At 42.6% G+C, this 16,247-nt stretch carries 13 protein-coding genes and 2 tRNA genes; all 15 read left to right on the top strand.

What is annotated here, in order from left to right; genetic code table 11:
• Nucleotides 1-7: 7 nt before the first annotated feature.
• Entirely contained in the window at nt 8-943 is a 936-nt protein-coding gene (gene fmt / locus H7T99_RS02880) for a methionyl-tRNA formyltransferase (protein WP_037603007.1), read from the top strand.
• Nucleotides 933-2,255: a 16S rRNA (cytosine(967)-C(5))-methyltransferase RsmB gene (gene rsmB, locus H7T99_RS02875; RefSeq protein ID WP_037603115.1), complete on the top strand. Its 1,323-nt coding sequence runs from the start codon at nt 933-935 to the stop codon at nt 2,253-2,255. The genes fmt and rsmB overlap by 11 nt, the downstream gene beginning before the upstream one ends.
• Before the next feature lie 43 nt (nt 2,256-2,298).
• A complete protein-coding gene (locus tag H7T99_RS02870; RefSeq protein WP_037603112.1) occupies nt 2,299-3,036 on the top strand; it encodes a Stp1/IreP family PP2C-type Ser/Thr phosphatase in 738 nt (245 codons plus the stop codon).
• Nucleotides 3,036-4,907: a Stk1 family PASTA domain-containing Ser/Thr kinase gene (pknB, locus tag H7T99_RS02865; protein WP_037603004.1), complete on the top strand. Its 1,872-nt coding sequence runs from the start codon at nt 3,036-3,038 to the stop codon at nt 4,905-4,907. Before H7T99_RS02870 ends, pknB begins: the two co-directional genes overlap by 1 nt.
• A gap of 144 nt (nt 4,908-5,051) precedes the next feature.
• Nucleotides 5,052-5,810, top strand: a complete 759-nt coding sequence (locus tag H7T99_RS02860; protein ID WP_037598279.1) for a potassium channel family protein — start codon at nt 5,052-5,054, stop codon at nt 5,808-5,810.
• 162 nt (nt 5,811-5,972) lie between these two features.
• The gene (gene liaF / locus H7T99_RS02855) at nt 5,973-6,671 is read left to right on the top strand and encodes a cell wall-active antibiotics response protein LiaF (RefSeq protein WP_037603001.1); all 699 of its coding nucleotides are present in this window, start codon (nt 5,973-5,975) and stop codon (nt 6,669-6,671) included.
• Nucleotides 6,668-7,678: a sensor histidine kinase gene (locus H7T99_RS02850; RefSeq protein ID WP_037602997.1), complete on the top strand. Its 1,011-nt coding sequence runs from the start codon at nt 6,668-6,670 to the stop codon at nt 7,676-7,678. The genes liaF and H7T99_RS02850 overlap by 4 nt, the downstream gene beginning before the upstream one ends.
• Nucleotides 7,668-8,312, top strand: coding sequence for a response regulator transcription factor (locus H7T99_RS02845; protein ID WP_002891417.1), 645 nt, complete (start codon nt 7,668-7,670; stop codon nt 8,310-8,312). The genes H7T99_RS02850 and H7T99_RS02845 overlap by 11 nt, the downstream gene beginning before the upstream one ends.
• A 301-nt stretch (nt 8,313-8,613) precedes the next feature.
• Nucleotides 8,614-8,685, top strand: a tRNA-Gln gene (locus H7T99_RS02840).
• Nucleotides 8,686-8,714: 29 nt separating this feature from the next.
• Nucleotides 8,715-8,786: transfer RNA gene (locus H7T99_RS02835), tRNA-Glu, on the top strand.
• A 220-nt stretch (nt 8,787-9,006) separates the two neighbouring features.
• Complete coding sequence (rimM, locus tag H7T99_RS02830) at nt 9,007-9,525, top strand: ribosome maturation factor RimM (protein ID WP_037602994.1); 519 nt, start codon at nt 9,007-9,009, stop codon at nt 9,523-9,525.
• Nucleotides 9,515-10,234, top strand: a complete 720-nt coding sequence (gene trmD, locus H7T99_RS02825; protein WP_037602991.1) for a tRNA (guanosine(37)-N1)-methyltransferase TrmD — start codon at nt 9,515-9,517, stop codon at nt 10,232-10,234. The genes rimM and trmD overlap by 11 nt, the downstream gene beginning before the upstream one ends.
• A 1-nt stretch (nt 10,235) precedes the next feature.
• Complete coding sequence (locus H7T99_RS02820; protein WP_037602988.1) at nt 10,236-11,234, top strand: NAD(P)/FAD-dependent oxidoreductase; 999 nt, start codon at nt 10,236-10,238, stop codon at nt 11,232-11,234.
• 99 nt (nt 11,235-11,333) lie between these two features.
• Nucleotides 11,334-13,748, top strand: a complete 2,415-nt coding sequence (locus tag H7T99_RS02815; protein ID WP_037602985.1) for a DNA translocase FtsK — start codon at nt 11,334-11,336, stop codon at nt 13,746-13,748.
• Nucleotides 13,749-13,963: 215 nt separating this feature from the next.
• On the top strand, nt 13,964-16,159 hold the full coding sequence (gene pulA, locus H7T99_RS02810) for a type I pullulanase (protein ID WP_051677080.1): 2,196 nt from the start codon (nt 13,964-13,966) through the stop codon (nt 16,157-16,159).
• The last annotated feature ends 88 nt before the right edge of the window (nt 16,160-16,247 follow it).

The following is a 16,247-nucleotide window of genomic DNA, read 5'->3' as shown; positions in this document are numbered from 1 at the left end:
GAAGAATATGACAAAATTAGTATTTATGGGAACGCCTGCCTTTTCAGCGACTGTGCTGGAAGGACTTTTGACAGATGAGCGTTACGATATTGTTGCTGTGGTGACGCAACCAGACCGTGCTGTCGGCCGTAAAAAAGAAATTCGCATGACACCGGTCAAGGAAGTAGCCTTGGCGCATGACTTGCCAATTTATCAACCGGAAAAATTGTCAGGGTCAGAAGAAATGGCGCAATTGATGGCGCTTGGTGCTGATGGGATTGTTACTGCAGCTTATGGGCAATTTTTACCAAGCAAGTTGCTTAATAGCATGGATTTTGCGGTGAATGTCCACGCTTCTCTCTTGCCAAAATACCGTGGTGGGGCACCTATTCATTATGCCATTATCAATGGGGATGCAGAAGCAGGTGTGACAATTATGGAAATGGTCAAGGAGATGGACGCTGGTGACATGGTTAGCCAAAAGGCCTTGCCAATTCTTGACGAGGATAATGTTGGTACCATGTTTGAAAAATTGGCAGTCTTGGGTCGTGACCTTTTGCTTGAGACCTTGCCTGCCTATATTGCTGGAGAAATCAAACCTGTTCCTCAAGATGCCAGTCAGGTAACGTTTTCGCCAAATATTAGTCCAGAAGAGGAGAGACTTGATTGGAATAAGTCGGCTCGTGACATCTTCAATCAAATCCGTGGCATGTATCCATGGCCTGTGGCACATACCTTGCTTGACGGCAAACGTTTCAAGATTTATGAAGCAGACTTGGCAGAAGGCCAGGGACAGTCTGGTCATATCATTGAAAAGACCAAGAAGAGTTTGGTAGTTGCGACTGGTCAGGGAGCTATTTCACTTAAGACAGTTCAGCCTGCAGGAAAGCCTCGGATGGCTATTGCTGATTTCCTTAATGGGGTCGGACGCAATCTTGAAGTAGGTGATGCATTTGGCCAATGATTGGAAAAAAACAGCCCGTGGACAGGCACTTGAAGTCTTAGAAGAAGTCTTCCAGGAAGGAGCTTACTCAAATATTGCTCTCAATGCCCATCTGAGCAAGTCGCGTCTGACAGATAAGGACAAGGCCTTGGTGACGGAAATTGTCTATGGGACCGTCGCTCGTAAGATTACGTTGGAGTGGGTCCTAGCCCATGTCATCGAGGACCGTGACAAGCTTGAACCTTGGGTCTATGACTTATTACTTTTGAGTCTCTATCAGTTGGCCTATTTAGATAAGATTCCAGCCCATGCGGTGGTTAATGATGCCGTTTCTATTGCCAAAAATCGTGGCAATAAAAAGGGTGCTGAGAAGCTGGTCAATGCGGTTCTTCGTAAACTATCCAGCCAGCCTTTGCCAGATCCAAGCACGATCAAACGTGTCAATAAACGCTATTCTGTTCAGTATTCTCTACCAGTATGGTTGGTTAAAAAACTTATCGACCAGTATGGAGAGGATCGTGCCCTTGCTATTTTCCAAAGCCTTTTTGTGAGAAACAAGGCTAGTGTGCGTGTAACGGATGCGTCACGTTTGGAAGAGATTGCAGAGGCCACTGGTGCTGAGCGTTCAGTATTATCCCCAGTCGGGCTTGTTAAGTCTTCAGGTTACTTTGCTGGGACAGATTATTTTAAAGAGGGCTTGTTGACCATTCAGGATGAGACCAGTCAACTGGTTGCGCCAACTTTAGGGATTCAAGGTGAGGAAGAAATCCTGGATGCCTGTGCGGCACCTGGAGGTAAGACGGTACATATGGCCTCATATTTGACGAGTGGACATGTGACGGCACTTGACCTCTATGATCATAAGCTTGCTCTTATCGAAGAAAATGCACAACGTCTTGGACTAGCTGACAAGGTTAAGACTCAGAAACTGGATGCTAGTCAGGTACATCAAGTCTTTCCAGCTGATAGTTTTGACAAGATTTTAGTGGATGCACCTTGTTCTGGAATTGGGCTCATTCGTCGGAAACCTGACATCAAATATAACAAGGATCTCCAAGATTTTGAGTCCCTCAAGGCCGTACAGTTGGATATCCTATCCAGCGTTTGTCAAACCCTACGAAAAGGTGGTATAATAACATATAGTACTTGCACCATCATAGCAGAAGAAAATCAAGAGGTGATTCAAGCCTTTCTTGAGAGCCATCCTGATTTTGAGCAAGTTGCCTTAGACCATCCATGTAAAGACATCGTGGTCAATGGCTGTTTGGCAATTACCCCCGAACAGTATCTAACTGATGGTTTTTTCATCGCACAGTTGCGTAAAAAAGCTTAGGATTACAGAGGAGGAAATGCTGACGCAAGTCAGAAAGAAAACTATGGAAATATCATTATTAACGGACATTGGCCAAAAACGGTCAAATAACCAAGATTTTGTTAATAAATTTGTCAACCAAGCTGGTGTTACCCTTGTCGTTGTTGCAGATGGGATGGGCGGACACCGTGCTGGAAATATTGCCAGTGAGATGTCAGTGACTGATCTTGGTCGAGACTGGATTAACACTGATTTTCGTGAGTTGAGTCAGATTCGTGATTGGATGATTGCTGCCATTGATGCAGAAAATCGTAAAATTTATGAACTTGGCCAAAACGAAGAATATAAGGGAATGGGAACAACTATCGAGGTTCTTGCCTTTGTTGATAATGCTGTGATTTTTGCCCATGTTGGGGATTCACGTATTGCCCTTATCCGTAATGGTGAGTATAAGCAATTGACGAATGACCATTCTTTGGTCAATGCTCTTATCAAGGCTGGTCAGTTGACCGAAGAAGAAGCAGCGGTTCACCCACAACGTAATATCATTACGCAATCTATTGGGCAAGCTGCTCCGATTGAGGCTGACCTTGGTGTTCAACAATTGGAACCAGGGGACTATATTTTGGCCAATTCAGATGGTTTGACCAACATGATTTCAGTCGAACAGATTGTTCATATTGTCAACAGCCCTGGTTTCGTCGAAGAAAAAACGAGTCGTTTGGTAGCTGCAGCCAATGAGGCAGGTGGACTTGATAATATTACCGTTGCTCTCATTAAGATAGAAAGTGAGGAAGGATAATGATCCAAGTTGGCAAATTATTTGCTGGACGTTATCGAATCCTTAAATCTATCGGACGTGGTGGTATGGCGGATGTTTATCTGGCTAATGACCTGATTCTGGATAATGAAAAAGTGGCTATTAAGGTACTTCGTACCAATTACCAAACTGATCAGGTGGCTGTGGCCCGTTTCCAACGTGAAGCGCGTGCCATGGCAGAACTCAGTCATCCTAATATCGTTGCTATCCGAGATATTGGCGAAGAAGACGGCCAGCAGTTCTTGGTGATGGAGTATGTGGACGGTTCGGACTTGAAGAAATACATTCAAGACCATGCGCCACTTTCTAACCAAGATGTTGTGCGTATCATGGGGGAGGTCCTTTCCGCCATGACTCTTGCCCATCAAAAGGGCATTATCCACCGTGACCTTAAGCCACAAAACGTTCTTTTAACTAAGGACGGTACAGCCAAGGTCACAGACTTCGGAATTGCGGTTGCCTTTGCAGAGACCAGTCTAACTCAAACGAACTCTATGTTGGGTTCTGTCCACTACCTCTCACCAGAGCAGGCTCGTGGATCTAAAGCGACTATCCAAAGTGACATCTATGCTATGGGTATTATGCTTTTTGAAATGTTGACAGGTCATATTCCTTATGATGGCGATAGTGCAGTAACCATTGCACTCCAACATTTCCAAAAACCACTACCATCGATTTTGGCAGAGAACCGTAACGTTCCCCAAGCTTTGGAAAACGTGGTTATTCGAGCAACAGCCAAAAAACTAGAAAATCGTTACAATAGTACTTTGGAAATGAGCCGTGACTTGGTAACGAGTTTGCATCCTAGTCATCGACGCGATGCCAAGGTAGTCTTTGATGATATGACGGATACCAAGACCTTGCCGAAGGTTGATCCAGTTCCATCAGCAAGTCTTGAGAAAAAAGCCGTTGCTGCTGAACCATCAGAGCCTACACCTGCTCCAAGTAAACAACCAAGGAAAAAAACGACACCAGCTAAGAAGAAAAAGAAGAACTTCTTCTCAACCTTACTCAAGGTTTTCCTAGGACTTGTCTTTATTGGTATTATCATCTTTGCCTATTTAGTCTTTACCAATCCTGATAATGTCCAAGTACCTAATGTGGTCGGTCAGGAGTTGTCCACAGCTCAGACTAAAATTGAGGGTGCTGGATTTAAGGTAGGAGAAGTCAAAGAAGTGGAAGATGACTCTGTCGATACGGGGAAGGTCATCAAGACCGATCCTACAGCTGGAACCACACGAAAAGAGGGATCAAGCATTGATGTCTATGTTTCTTCTGGTAGTAAAGGTTTCGCTTTGAAAGACTACAAGGGTAAAAACTATAAGGATGCCATTGAGGACTTAACTTCGAATTATGGTGTTTCTGAGGACCAAATTGATATTCAGCATGTCGAAGACGACAGTGCTGAAGAGGGAGAAATCCTATCTCAAAGTCCAGGGAAAAACAAGTCTTTCAATCCTAAGGATAGTAAGGCTAAGATTAAGTTCCGTGTGGCAACTCCTAAGATAGTTACCATGCCTGATGTGACTGGTTTGACGGTTTCAACAGCAGTTCAAACCTTGAATCGTAAGAATATCTCAAGTAGTAGCATCGAGTACCACGACTATAATACTGGTGCTAAGTTAGATAAGGATAAGATTCCTAGCAGTACGGAGGTCCTTTATCAAGATCCACAAGCTGGTACAAGTGTTGATGGTACAGTGATTCTCTATGTTTCGGTTGCAACAGCAAGTTCAAACCTTCAGTCAAGCTCAAGTAGTACGACACATTCGTCATCAACGAGCTCAAGTACTGACAGTACAACTTCAAGCACTGAAACCTCGACAGAGGCTACTCACACAGAACTACAATAGATTACAAAACTTAGACATAATGAAGAGAGGTTATTTAATCTCTCTTTTTTGCTACCTAGAGATATTGTCGATAGCCTAAAAAGCTTGCTTGCCAGAGGTCAGAGATTCTTTTATAATGAAGACATCACATATAGGAGAGACGCTATGAGAAACCGTAGAAAACTGAGAAGGTATATCATTACCTACGATATTGTCATAACAGTCCTGGCCCTGATTTCCATTGGCTTGGTTATCTTTGATTTAGTTGGCTTAATTTCAATTGGAAGGCGACCTTTTAGAGTGATAGATCAGTCTATAACGCTCATCTTTGCCATTGATTATGCGATTCGTTTCTCCTTAGCACCTCGTAAGCGAATTTTTGTTAAAACACATGTGTTGGACTTGTTGGCTATTATTCCCTATAATGAAGTCTTTACCTTCCTACGTTTTTCAAGAGTGGGACGCTTTGCCAGGTTGGCCAAACTCTCACGTTTAATTGGTTTGAGTGGCAAGCTCAAGCATATTTCCAATCGTATCAATCGCAGAAATGGCTTTTATTTTCTACTTTCGGTTAATAGTATTATCATTCTTATCAGTAGTGCTGTTATTGCTCGAGTAGAACACCATAATTTTATAGATGCTATTTGGTGGTCTGTAGCAACGGTGACTACGGTTGGTTATGGAGATATCGTCCCTAAAACGCTTGTAGGTAAGGCAGTCGCTGTTATTCTCATGTTTAGTGGGATTGCCACTCTAGGGTTGTTAACTAGCTCTCTTAATAATATTTTTGTGCGGTCAGGTCGTCAGACTGAACGAAAATTAGCCGAACTTAAGAAAGAATTAGCAGAGCAGCGTGTCATACTGGAGGAAATCAGAAGTACAGTGCTAATGATAAAAAGCAAAATGGACGATACTGACGATTAAGATTTTTGAATGAAAGACTGTGTTTCCTGTAATGGAGGCACTTTTTTGCTTTCTTCTGCCTCTTTTCTATCTTGGTTAGTCAGTGCTCAAACTGGGTCTTTTTGTCAATTGCCTTAAAATTTGATAGAATGAAGCCTGTATACTTTTATTTGAGAGGTCCTTATGACCAAATTTAATTTTTTCTTAGTGGTGGAAGCCCTGCTTTTGACTCTGGGCCTGATTACCATTTTTAATAATGATATTACCAGTTTTATTTTCATTCTGGTTTTGACCTTGTTAGCGGTTCGCTTTTTTAATAAGGAATCCAAAAGTGATTTTGTCTTGACCATCTGTTTGATCTCACTTTTTCTGGTTTCCATGTGGAATATCTATGTGGTGCTTGCGATTTTGGTGGGTGTGGCCTATGTCATGATTAACCATTTTTCACAGGTCAAGAAAAAGAATCGCTACGCTCTTATTCAATTCAAGGAAGACGACTTGGATCCTCAGGCTGTGCGAAATCAGTGGATTGGAACTCGGATGGAACCTGTCAGTGATCGCTATGACTTTGATGATATCAATATCATTCGTTTCTTTGGGACAGATGTGATTGATTTGACCCAAGTTATCGTCTCGGGGCGAGATAATGTTGTGATTTTGCAGAAACTTTATGGTCCGACGACTATCTTGGTACCAATTGATGTTTCCGTCAAGCTCAATATATCAGCGATTTATAGCTCTGTCACCTTCTTCAATGAAGATGAGTACGACCTCCGTTACGAAAGATTGACCTTGCAGGGGGCGGAGTATGAACATGCTCATCGAACAGTGAAATTGATTCTCAATGTGGGAGCTGGACCAGTGGAGGTACGTCGCAAATGAAGAAACAGTACCTATTTTTGATTCTGATTTATTCAGTTGTTGTTCTGGTTGGCGTTACCCTAGTGGTTATGGATAGCTTTAACCTTAACTTTTCATTGGTTTTTGGTAATCTGTCTCAGGTCTTCCATTTCCTTTTTAACATGTTTTTTGTGGTTCTGAGTTTGCTCATTTTGCTTTATATTCTTTGGGCCATTGCCAATGATAACAGTATGCGATCAGTCAATCAGGATTTGCGCCGCATTATCAATAATCAACCAGTCAAACGTCAGGGAGATATTGAGTTAGACAAGAATATGATGCGTTTATCTCATAAGATGCGTAAATTGACTAAGGACTTGCAGAAAACTGAGAATGCCCAAGCTCTTCAAAGCCGTGATATTATTAAGAAGGAGCGAGGACGTATTGCTCGTGACCTTCACGATACCGTTAGTCAGGAGCTTTTTGCGGCTAGTATGATCCTATCTGGTGTCTCTCAGATGGCGGACCAGCTAAGTAAAGAAGATTTGCATAATCAAATTCAGGCGGTTGAGGCCATGCTGACGGACGCTCAAAAAGATATGCGTGTCTTGCTTTTGCATCTTCGTCCGACAGAGCTTGAGAACAAGACCTTGCAAGAAGGCTTGCAGATGATTCTTAAGGAATTAACCGATAAATCCAATATCCATGTCGTCTACAAGGATATGGTTAAGAAAGTGCCTAAGCGTATTGAAAATAATCTCTTTAGGATTGCCCAAGAGTTTATCTCTAATACTCTTAAACACGCCAAGGCTAGCCAGATAGAGGTTTATCTCTATCAAAATAGTCAGGAAATTCAATTGAAAATGTTGGATAATGGTGTTGGTTATGATTTAAATGCGTCGACTGACGAGATGAGTTATGGACTGAAAAATATCCAGGAGCGTGTCGATGAAATGGCGGGAACTGTGCAGTTCCTATCTGCTACAGGTAAAGGAACATCTATTGATGTTCGTGTGCCGATATTAAGAGGAGAAGACAATGTCGAATAAGATAAATGTGATTTTGGTCGATGACCATGAGATGGTCCGTTTGGGCCTTAAGAGTTTCCTGAATCTCCAAGGAGATGTCGAAGTGGTTGGAGAAGCGAGCAATGGCCGAGAAGGTGTTGACCTTGCCCTGGAACTTCGTCCAGATGTCGTCGTAATGGACCTTGTCATGCCTGAATTAGATGGTGTTCAAGCGACTTTGGAATTGCTCAAAGAATGGCCAGAAGCCAAGATTTTGGTTTTGACTAGCTATTTGGATAATGAAAAAATTTATCCAGTCATTGAAGCTGGTGCTAAAGGTTATATGCTTAAAACTAGCAGTGCGGCAGAGATTCTTAATAGTATCCGTAAGGTTTACCGTGGTGAAGAAGCTATCGAAACTGAGGTGGACAATAAGATTAAATACCACGATAGCCACCCGGACCTACACGACGACTTGACGGCACGTGAACGTGATATCCTGGCACTTTTGGCTAAGGGTTATGACAATCAGACCATTGCTAACGAGCTATTCATTTCATTGAAAACCGTTAAAACTCACGTGTCTAACATCCTAGGAAAACTCAATGTTGATGATCGTACTCAGGCTGTCGTTTATGCCTTTAGACATCATTTGGTTTCACAGGATGATGAATAAAGTTATCAACTAACCTTGTTATTTAGAGGCTAGGGAGAGTTATCATAATTCTTACCCCTTACTCGGATTTTTCAAGTCAAATCTTTTGACTTTATTTCTAGTAAAACATATAATGAAATCATCCTAAAACTTTTCTTTTTTCATATGAGGTTGAAGCGACCTCATATCATCTATCTAAGTTCGCTTAGATGATGAAATCTCCTAACTCCTAGCAATCGGTATTTCCGGTTGCTTTTTTTGAAAAAAGTTTAAAAAAGTGTTGACAGCCCACTAGTTTTTCTGTAGAATAATAAGAGTCTTTTGGGGTATAGCCAAGCGGTAAGGCAAGGGACTTTGACTCCCTCATGCGTTGGTTCGAATCCAGCTACCCCAGTTCTACCTGAGGGTAGAGACACAGATTATGGTCCGTTGGTCAAGGGGTTAAGACACCGCCTTTTCACGGCGGTAACACGGGTTCGAATCCCGTACGGACTATAAGTGCCAGCTGGAGAAAGCTGGTTTTTTTGTGTCCTTTTTGATAAAATAGAGGGGTTGGCTGGCCTAAGCCAGACATTTTATACCACTTTAAAATTATAAATGACAAGACCTCGACCTGATGTAAAATGTTTGTTTTGTGATGGTTATCAGATGATGCTATGCAGTTAGTCGAGTCGTGGTTTCATTTGCATAAGAAAACATATAATAAGGAAATTCAATGACATACTATAACGTTGGAAAGATTGTGAATACACAGGGCTTGCAGGGGGAACTTCGTGTTTTATCTGTAACAGATTTTGCGGATGAGCGTTTTAAGAAGAAGAGTGTCCTAGCCCTTTTTGATGACAAAGACAATTACATCACGGATGTTGAGATTGCGAGTCACCGTAAACATAAAAACTTTGATATCGTTAAGTTTAAGGGGCTTTACCATATCAATGATGTGGAGAAGTATAAGGGCTGCAGCCTCAAGATTGCTGAGGAAAATTTAACAGACCTTGATGATGGGGAATTTTACTACCATGAAATCATTGGCCTTGATGTTTACGAAGGTGATACTTTGATTGGTCAGGTCAAAGAGATTCTCCAGCCGGGCGCTAATGATGTTTGGGTAGTAAAACGTAAAGGCAAAAAAGATTTGCTCTTGCCATACATCCCACCTGTAGTTCTCGATGTTGATGTTGCAGCTGGACGTGTTGAGGTTGAGCTCATGGAAGGATTAGACGATGAAGATTGATATCTTGACCCTATTTCCAGATATGTTTGCTCCCTTAGAGCATTCCATTGTTGGTAAGGCAAAGGATAAGGGCCTTCTAGAAATCAACTATCACAATTTTCGTGAAAATGCGGAGAAGGCTCGTCACGTAGATGATGAACCTTACGGTGGCGGTCAAGGTATGTTGCTACGTGCCCAGCCAATTTTTGATACCTTTGACAAGTTAGACGTCACAAAACCTCGCGTTATTCTCTTAGATCCTGCGGGTCGTACCTTTGATCAGGCCTATGCAGAAGAATTGGCGCAAGAAGAGGAATTGGTCTTTATCTGTGGTCACTATGAGGGCTATGATGAGCGCATCAAAACCTTAGTGACAGATGAGATTTCCTTGGGAGATTTTGTCTTAACTGGGGGAGAGTTGGCTGCAATGACTATTGTAGATGCGACTGTCCGCTTGATTCCTGAAGTTTTAGGTAAGGAAGCTAGTCATAAGGATGATAGTTTCTCATCAGGGCTTTTGGAATTTCCACAGTACACGCGCCCAGCTGAGTTTCGTGGCATGAAGGTGCCAGATGTTCTCTTGTCAGGGCACCACGTCAATATTCGACGTTGGCGTATGGAACAGAGTTTGCGTAAGACCTGGGAGCGTCGACCAGACCTCTTGGAAAACTATGACTTTACGGATGAAGAACGTCAGATTTTAGATGAGATAAAAGCAGAAGGGAAATAAAATGTCAGAAGAAAAGATTTACGATATTACCATTATCGGTGGTGGGCCAGTAGGACTTTGGGCTGCCTTTTACGCCGGTCTACGTGGTATGACTGTTAATATTATTGAGAGTCTGTCAGAGCTTGGTGGACAACCTGCCGTTCTCTATCCAGAGAAGAAGATCTACGATATTCCAGCCTTTCCGCAAACGACAGGTGCGGAATTGACAGAAAATCTCTTGACTCAACTTAAGCGTTTTGAAGATCGTGTCAGTATTCATTTGAAAGAAGAAGTGCAAACCTTTGAAAAGAAAGAAGGCATCTTCATAATTGCCACTAGTAAGGGCCAACACTTGTCTAAGGCTATCGTCATTGCTTGTGGGAATGGTGCCTTCGCTCCCCGTCCTTTGGGTGTGGACAATGAAGAAGATTATGCGGACAATAACTTGTTCTATAATGTGCATAGTCTTGACCAATTTGCCGGCAAGAAGGTTGTGATTGCTGGTGGTGGAGATTCAGCTGTTGACTGGGCTAATCACTTGGATGGGATTGCTGAGAGCGTGACTTTGATTCACCGTCGTGATGCCTTTCGTGCCCATGAGCATAGTGTAGAACTGCTTCATCAATCGTCAGTTAATGTGATGACGCCTTATGTGCCACTTGAAATTAAGGGTGAAAATGGTCTTGCCCAAAGTTTGACCGTTCAAAAAGTTAATTCAGATGAGGTTGTGGAATTGCCACTTGATGCCCTTATTGTTAGCTTTGGCTTCTCAACCAACAATAAAAATCTTCGTAACTGGAATGTTGATTACAAACGCTCTAGCATTACTGTTAATGCGCAGTTTGAAACCTCACAAGAAGGTGTTTATGCTATCGGTGATGCGGCAGAATATGAGGGTAAGATTGATTTGATTGCTGTGGGAATGGGTGAAGCTCCTATCGCTATCAACCAAGCTATCCAATATATTGATCCAGACGGTAAGAATCGTCCGGTTCACTCAACATCATTAATTGAAGAATAATGTCAAAAGAAGGAAAGTCTCAAAAAAAGACTTTGTCTTCAATCTAAGGAGAGACCTATCTCTCTTTTTTCATGTCTAAAAACGTGGTATAATACACCTATGGCTACAACGAAAAAAACGAAAAAAGGGTCGACTTCTAAGAACAGTAAGAAGCGGCTTACAAAAGCAGAATTAGACAGACAGAAGGCGATTAAGCGAATGCTATGGACCTTCTTTTTTGCCTTTGTCTTAATTTTCCCAGTCTTTCGATTGGGTTTCTTTGGGGTTACCCTCTATAATCTCTTTCGAGTATTTGTGGGGAGTATGGCTTATCCTTTAATTTTTGCTATCTATGTTTATCTCTTTGGCTTTAAATGGTTACGTAAACATAGTAACTACGTAACAGGATTTTGGATGATCTTCGCGGGTCTCTTGTTGGAGTTTCACGCCTATCTCTTTAGTCTAGAACGCATGAGTGGTCTGGATATTTTCCCTGGTACCAAGGACTTGCTTTTTGGGGAACTGGTCAGTGTGCAAGTAGCTCGTTTTGCGGGTGGTGGTATGTTGGGGGCTCTCCTATACCAACCGATTTCCTTCCTCTTTTCAAATATCGGTAGCTTCATGATTGGGGTATTGATCATTTTCTTGGGTGCCTTCATTCTTAGCCCTTGGGATGTCTTGGATATCATGGAGTATGCTAAGGATGCTTGGCAGAAAGGGGCTGAGAAACGTTTGGAACGGACGGCACAACGTCAGGAAAAGAAGGCAGAACGTCAGGCTCAGAAAGAACGTGAGGCGGAAGAACGTGCCGAAGCCGAGCGTCTGGCTGATTTAACTGTTGACGAGGAGACGGGAGAAATCTTAGATGATGCTGCAGAGGAGTTACCACAAGAAACTGAGATTTTTGCACCTGAACCTGAAATCAGTGATTATGCCTCTGAGGACTACTATGATAATCTCCCTCCAGAGGATTATGAGGATTTTCAAGAAGATTATGCACCTTATCCAGAGGATGTGCCAACCGAGGAGTTTCCGCCATCTATGGTTGTTGAGGGAGATGATGCACCTGTCGAGGTTGATTTCACACCGAAGGAGCTCTTACAGTATAAATTACCTCAGATAGATCTCTTTGCACCTGATAAGCCTAAGAGTCAATCTAAAGAGAAAAACATCGTTCGTAAGAATATTCGAATCTTAGAAGATACTTTCAAGAGTTTCAATATTGACGTCAAGGTTGAGCGAGCCGAAATTGGACCATCAGTGACCAAGTACGAGGTCAAGCCTGCTGTTGGGGTTCGTGTTAATCGTATTTCAAATCTAGCTGATGACTTGGCTCTGGCTCTAGCTGCGAAAGATGTCCGTATTGAGGCCCCTATTCCTGGAAAATCTTTGGTTGGGATCGAAGTGCCTAACTCTGAGATTGCGACGGTTTCTTTCCGTGAACTTTGGGAACAGTCCAAGACGGATTCTAATAAGCTCTTGGAAGTTCCTCTCGGTAAGGCAGTTGATGGCTCGGCTCGTAGCTTTGATTTGGGACGGATGCCTCACTTGCTGGTGGCTGGGTCAACAGGTTCTGGTAAATCGGTTGCGGTTAACGGAATCATCTCTAGTATTCTTATGAAGGCTCGTCCTGACCAGGTTAAGTTCCTCATGGTCGATCCTAAGATGGTTGAGCTCTCTGTTTACAATGATATTCCTCATCTCCTTATCCCTGTGGTGACTAACCCACGTAAGGCTGCCAAGGCTCTTCAAAAAGTGGTAGATGAGATGGAAAATCGTTACGAACTCTTTAGTAAGTTTGGCGTACGTAACATTGCTGGCTACAATGCCAAGGTTGAAGATTGGAATGCCCAATCCCAAGAAAAACAGATTCCCCTACCTTTAATTGTGGTTATCGTTGATGAGCTGGCTGACTTGATGATGGTAGCCAGTAAGGAAGTGGAAGATGCCATCATTCGTCTGGGACAAAAAGCGCGTGCTGCGGGAATTCACATGATTCTCGCCACTCAACGTCCGTCGGTTGATGTTATCTCTGGTTTGATTAAGGCCAATGTGCCTTCTCGTGTGGCCTTTGCGGTGTCTTCGGGAACGGATAGTCGTACCATTTTAGATGAAAATGGGGCAGAAAAGCTACTCGGACGTGGGGATATGCTTTTCAAACCGATTGATGAGAACCACCCTGTTCGTCTACAAGGTTCCTTCATTTCTGATGATGACGTGGAACGTATTGTGACCTTTATCAAGGATCAGGCTTCTGCTGACTACGATGAGAGCTTTGACCCTGGTGAAGTTTCTGAGAATGATTTTGGTGGAGGTTCGTCTGCCAATGCTGGTAGCTCAGAAGGAGACCCTCTCTTTGAAGAAGCTAAGGCTTTGGTCCTTGAAACACAAAAAGCCAGTGCTTCCATGATTCAGCGACGTCTGTCAGTTGGTTTCAACCGTGCCACTCGTTTAATGGAAGAATTGGAAGAAGCCGGTGTTATCGGACCGGCTGAAGGCACCAAACCACGTAAGGTTTTGATGACTCAAGAATAATGAACTGGAAAGAGTCACAAGCCTGGTTTTGAAAGGAATTAGAACAGACAAAAGAAATGAGAAAAATGAGTATTTTGCCATTTGTTTTCTCATTCTTTTTTTATGTTCAAAATAGACCAAAAAATTGCAAAATATTCCATAAGAACGCTTACAAAACGAACATTTTCTGCTATAATAGGAGAAAGAGTGAGTAATAAAAACTAAGGAGTTAAAAAATGGACAATTTATTAACCGTTCATTTTCATAGTATGCATGGCGACTATTCCCGATATAGTATGTGGAAGTGGCTAGATGGTTATTGGGGCGAAGAGGCCCATTTTTCACGTGAGGACGATTTTGGCCTTGTTGGTCAGGTTACTTCTCCCTCTAATCGTTTTATTGATTCTGTCAATCTTTTGGTCAAAACGGAAGACTGGTCGAGGCAAACACATGATTATCGTGTCCGACGCTTCCTAGGGGATGCTCCCAATGCTATTTGGATAGTTGAAGGTGATCCAACGGTCTATTATTCTAAACAGGCAGCCTTGACTAGCCATAGTTTTGAAGGTAGCGACCAGCATGCCTTTGATATGGCTCTTCGTAGACAGGAATTTGATCAAAAGTGGGGTTTTCAAGGTTGGTTAGGGCATAAGTATGAAAAAGGGGCTACAGAGTTTCGCCTTTGGTCACCACTAGCTCGTCGTGTGCAGCTCTTACTTTTTAAAAAGGGTAGTAAAAATCCTAAGGTCATTAAGATGAGCCGAGGAACCAGTGTCAATAAGGATCGTCATGAGATGAATACTCACGGTGTTTGGAGTACCACTGTCAAAAAGGATTTGGATGGGGTAGCCTACCAGTTTCGTGTTTATCATGAGGAAAGCTTCTATCAGGATACGAGAGACCCTTATAGCATTGCCCTTAGCTTTGATAATAAAAAAAGTTTAGTGGTCGATCCTAAGCGACTTGTACCAAGAGGGTATGAAAAGGTTACGAAGCAAAAAGCGAGCTGGCGTAATGAAAATGCTTGCTCATCCGTTATCTGTGAAATGCACCTCCGTGATTTCTCAATCTCAGAGACGTCTGGTGTTAAGAAGTCCTATAGAGGGACATACCTAGGTGCCTGTCAGAAAGGGACTAGAAATGCCCTAGGAGATGTGACTGGTTTTGATTACCTCAAACGCATGGGTTACAATTATGTCCAGTTGCAACCGGTCTTTGATCACCATAAAACCTACGATAAAGATGGGAAGCTTCTCTATAACTGGGGGTATGATCCTGAGAATTATAATGTCCCAGATCGTCAATTTGCTGCTGATCAAAAGAATCCCGTGGCACCAATTTTGGAGCTTAAGAAAATGATTCAGGCCTACCATGAGGCAGGCATTGGGGTCATCATGGATGTGGTTTATAACCATACTTATTCTTCTTACAGCTCTCCCTTCCAACTGTCTGTGCCGGCCTATTACTACCGTATGCATGACAATGGGTCTTTCCAAGACGGGTCAGGATGTGGAAATGAAACAGCCAGTGAAAAGGAAATGTACCGTAAGTATATGATTGATTCTTTGGCCTATTGGGCAGAAGAATTTGGAGTGGATGGTTTCCGTTTTGACCTTATGGGCTTGCATGATGTTGCTACTATGAATGCCATTCGTTCGGCCATGGATGATATTGATCCTAGGATTCTTCTATATGGTGAAGGATGGGATATGGGAATTGGTCTTCCTGTGGATCAAAAGGGCAAGAAGGATAATGCAGCCTTGATGCCTAGAATCGGATTTTTCAATGACAATGCGCGTGACGCCGTTAAAGGGGCAGAAGTCTATGGACACATCAGTAACGGTTATGTGTCCGGAGCCCCATTGGAAGACCAGATTGCCAAGAGTCTGCTTGGTAGCCGTGGTTTTGTAAACTACCTCATGCCAGGTCAGGTCCTCAACTATATCGAAGCTCATGACAATTACAATTTGAATGATCTTATGCATCATTTGCATCCACATGATTCGCCAGAAGATATTGAAAAACGTATCTACTTGGCAAATGCTCTTAATCTAAGTATGCAAGGGATGTGTTTCATGCAGTTGGGACAAGAATTCCAGCGTAGTAAGATGGTTGCAACAGGTGAAGATGGAAATTACACAGAAGCAGATGTTAAGCGTGCTATGAATAGCTACAATGCCCCTGATGAGGTCAATCGGGTGGATTGGAATCAGGTGACCCTTAAGAAAAAATTGATTGCTAAAGTTGCCAAATTAATTGAGCGTAAGCAAACCGTACCAGAATTGTCATATCGTTCATATGCAGATATTTACGATAATCTCTATGTCGCAAAAGCGGAGTACGATTCAGGTATTGTTGAATTGCACATTTCTGGAAAATTACGTAAGACTTTTGTGTTCAATAATATGAAAAAAGATTTGGAGATTTACTGACAAGGCAGTCAAAAAATGTTATAATACAGGAAACGCTTACACAAGCAGTTTTATTCGCTTGTGAGCCCTATCAATCTGAAGGGTTTTC

Origin of the sequence: Streptococcus sp. 17.1 (genome assembly GCF_016648655.1) — a bacterium.
In the GTDB taxonomy this organism is placed as follows: domain Bacteria; phylum Bacillota; class Bacilli; order Lactobacillales; family Streptococcaceae; genus Streptococcus; species Streptococcus salivarius_E.
The sequence above is the reverse complement of the archived record's forward strand: the minus strand, read 5'-3'. Positions and strand labels throughout refer to the sequence as shown.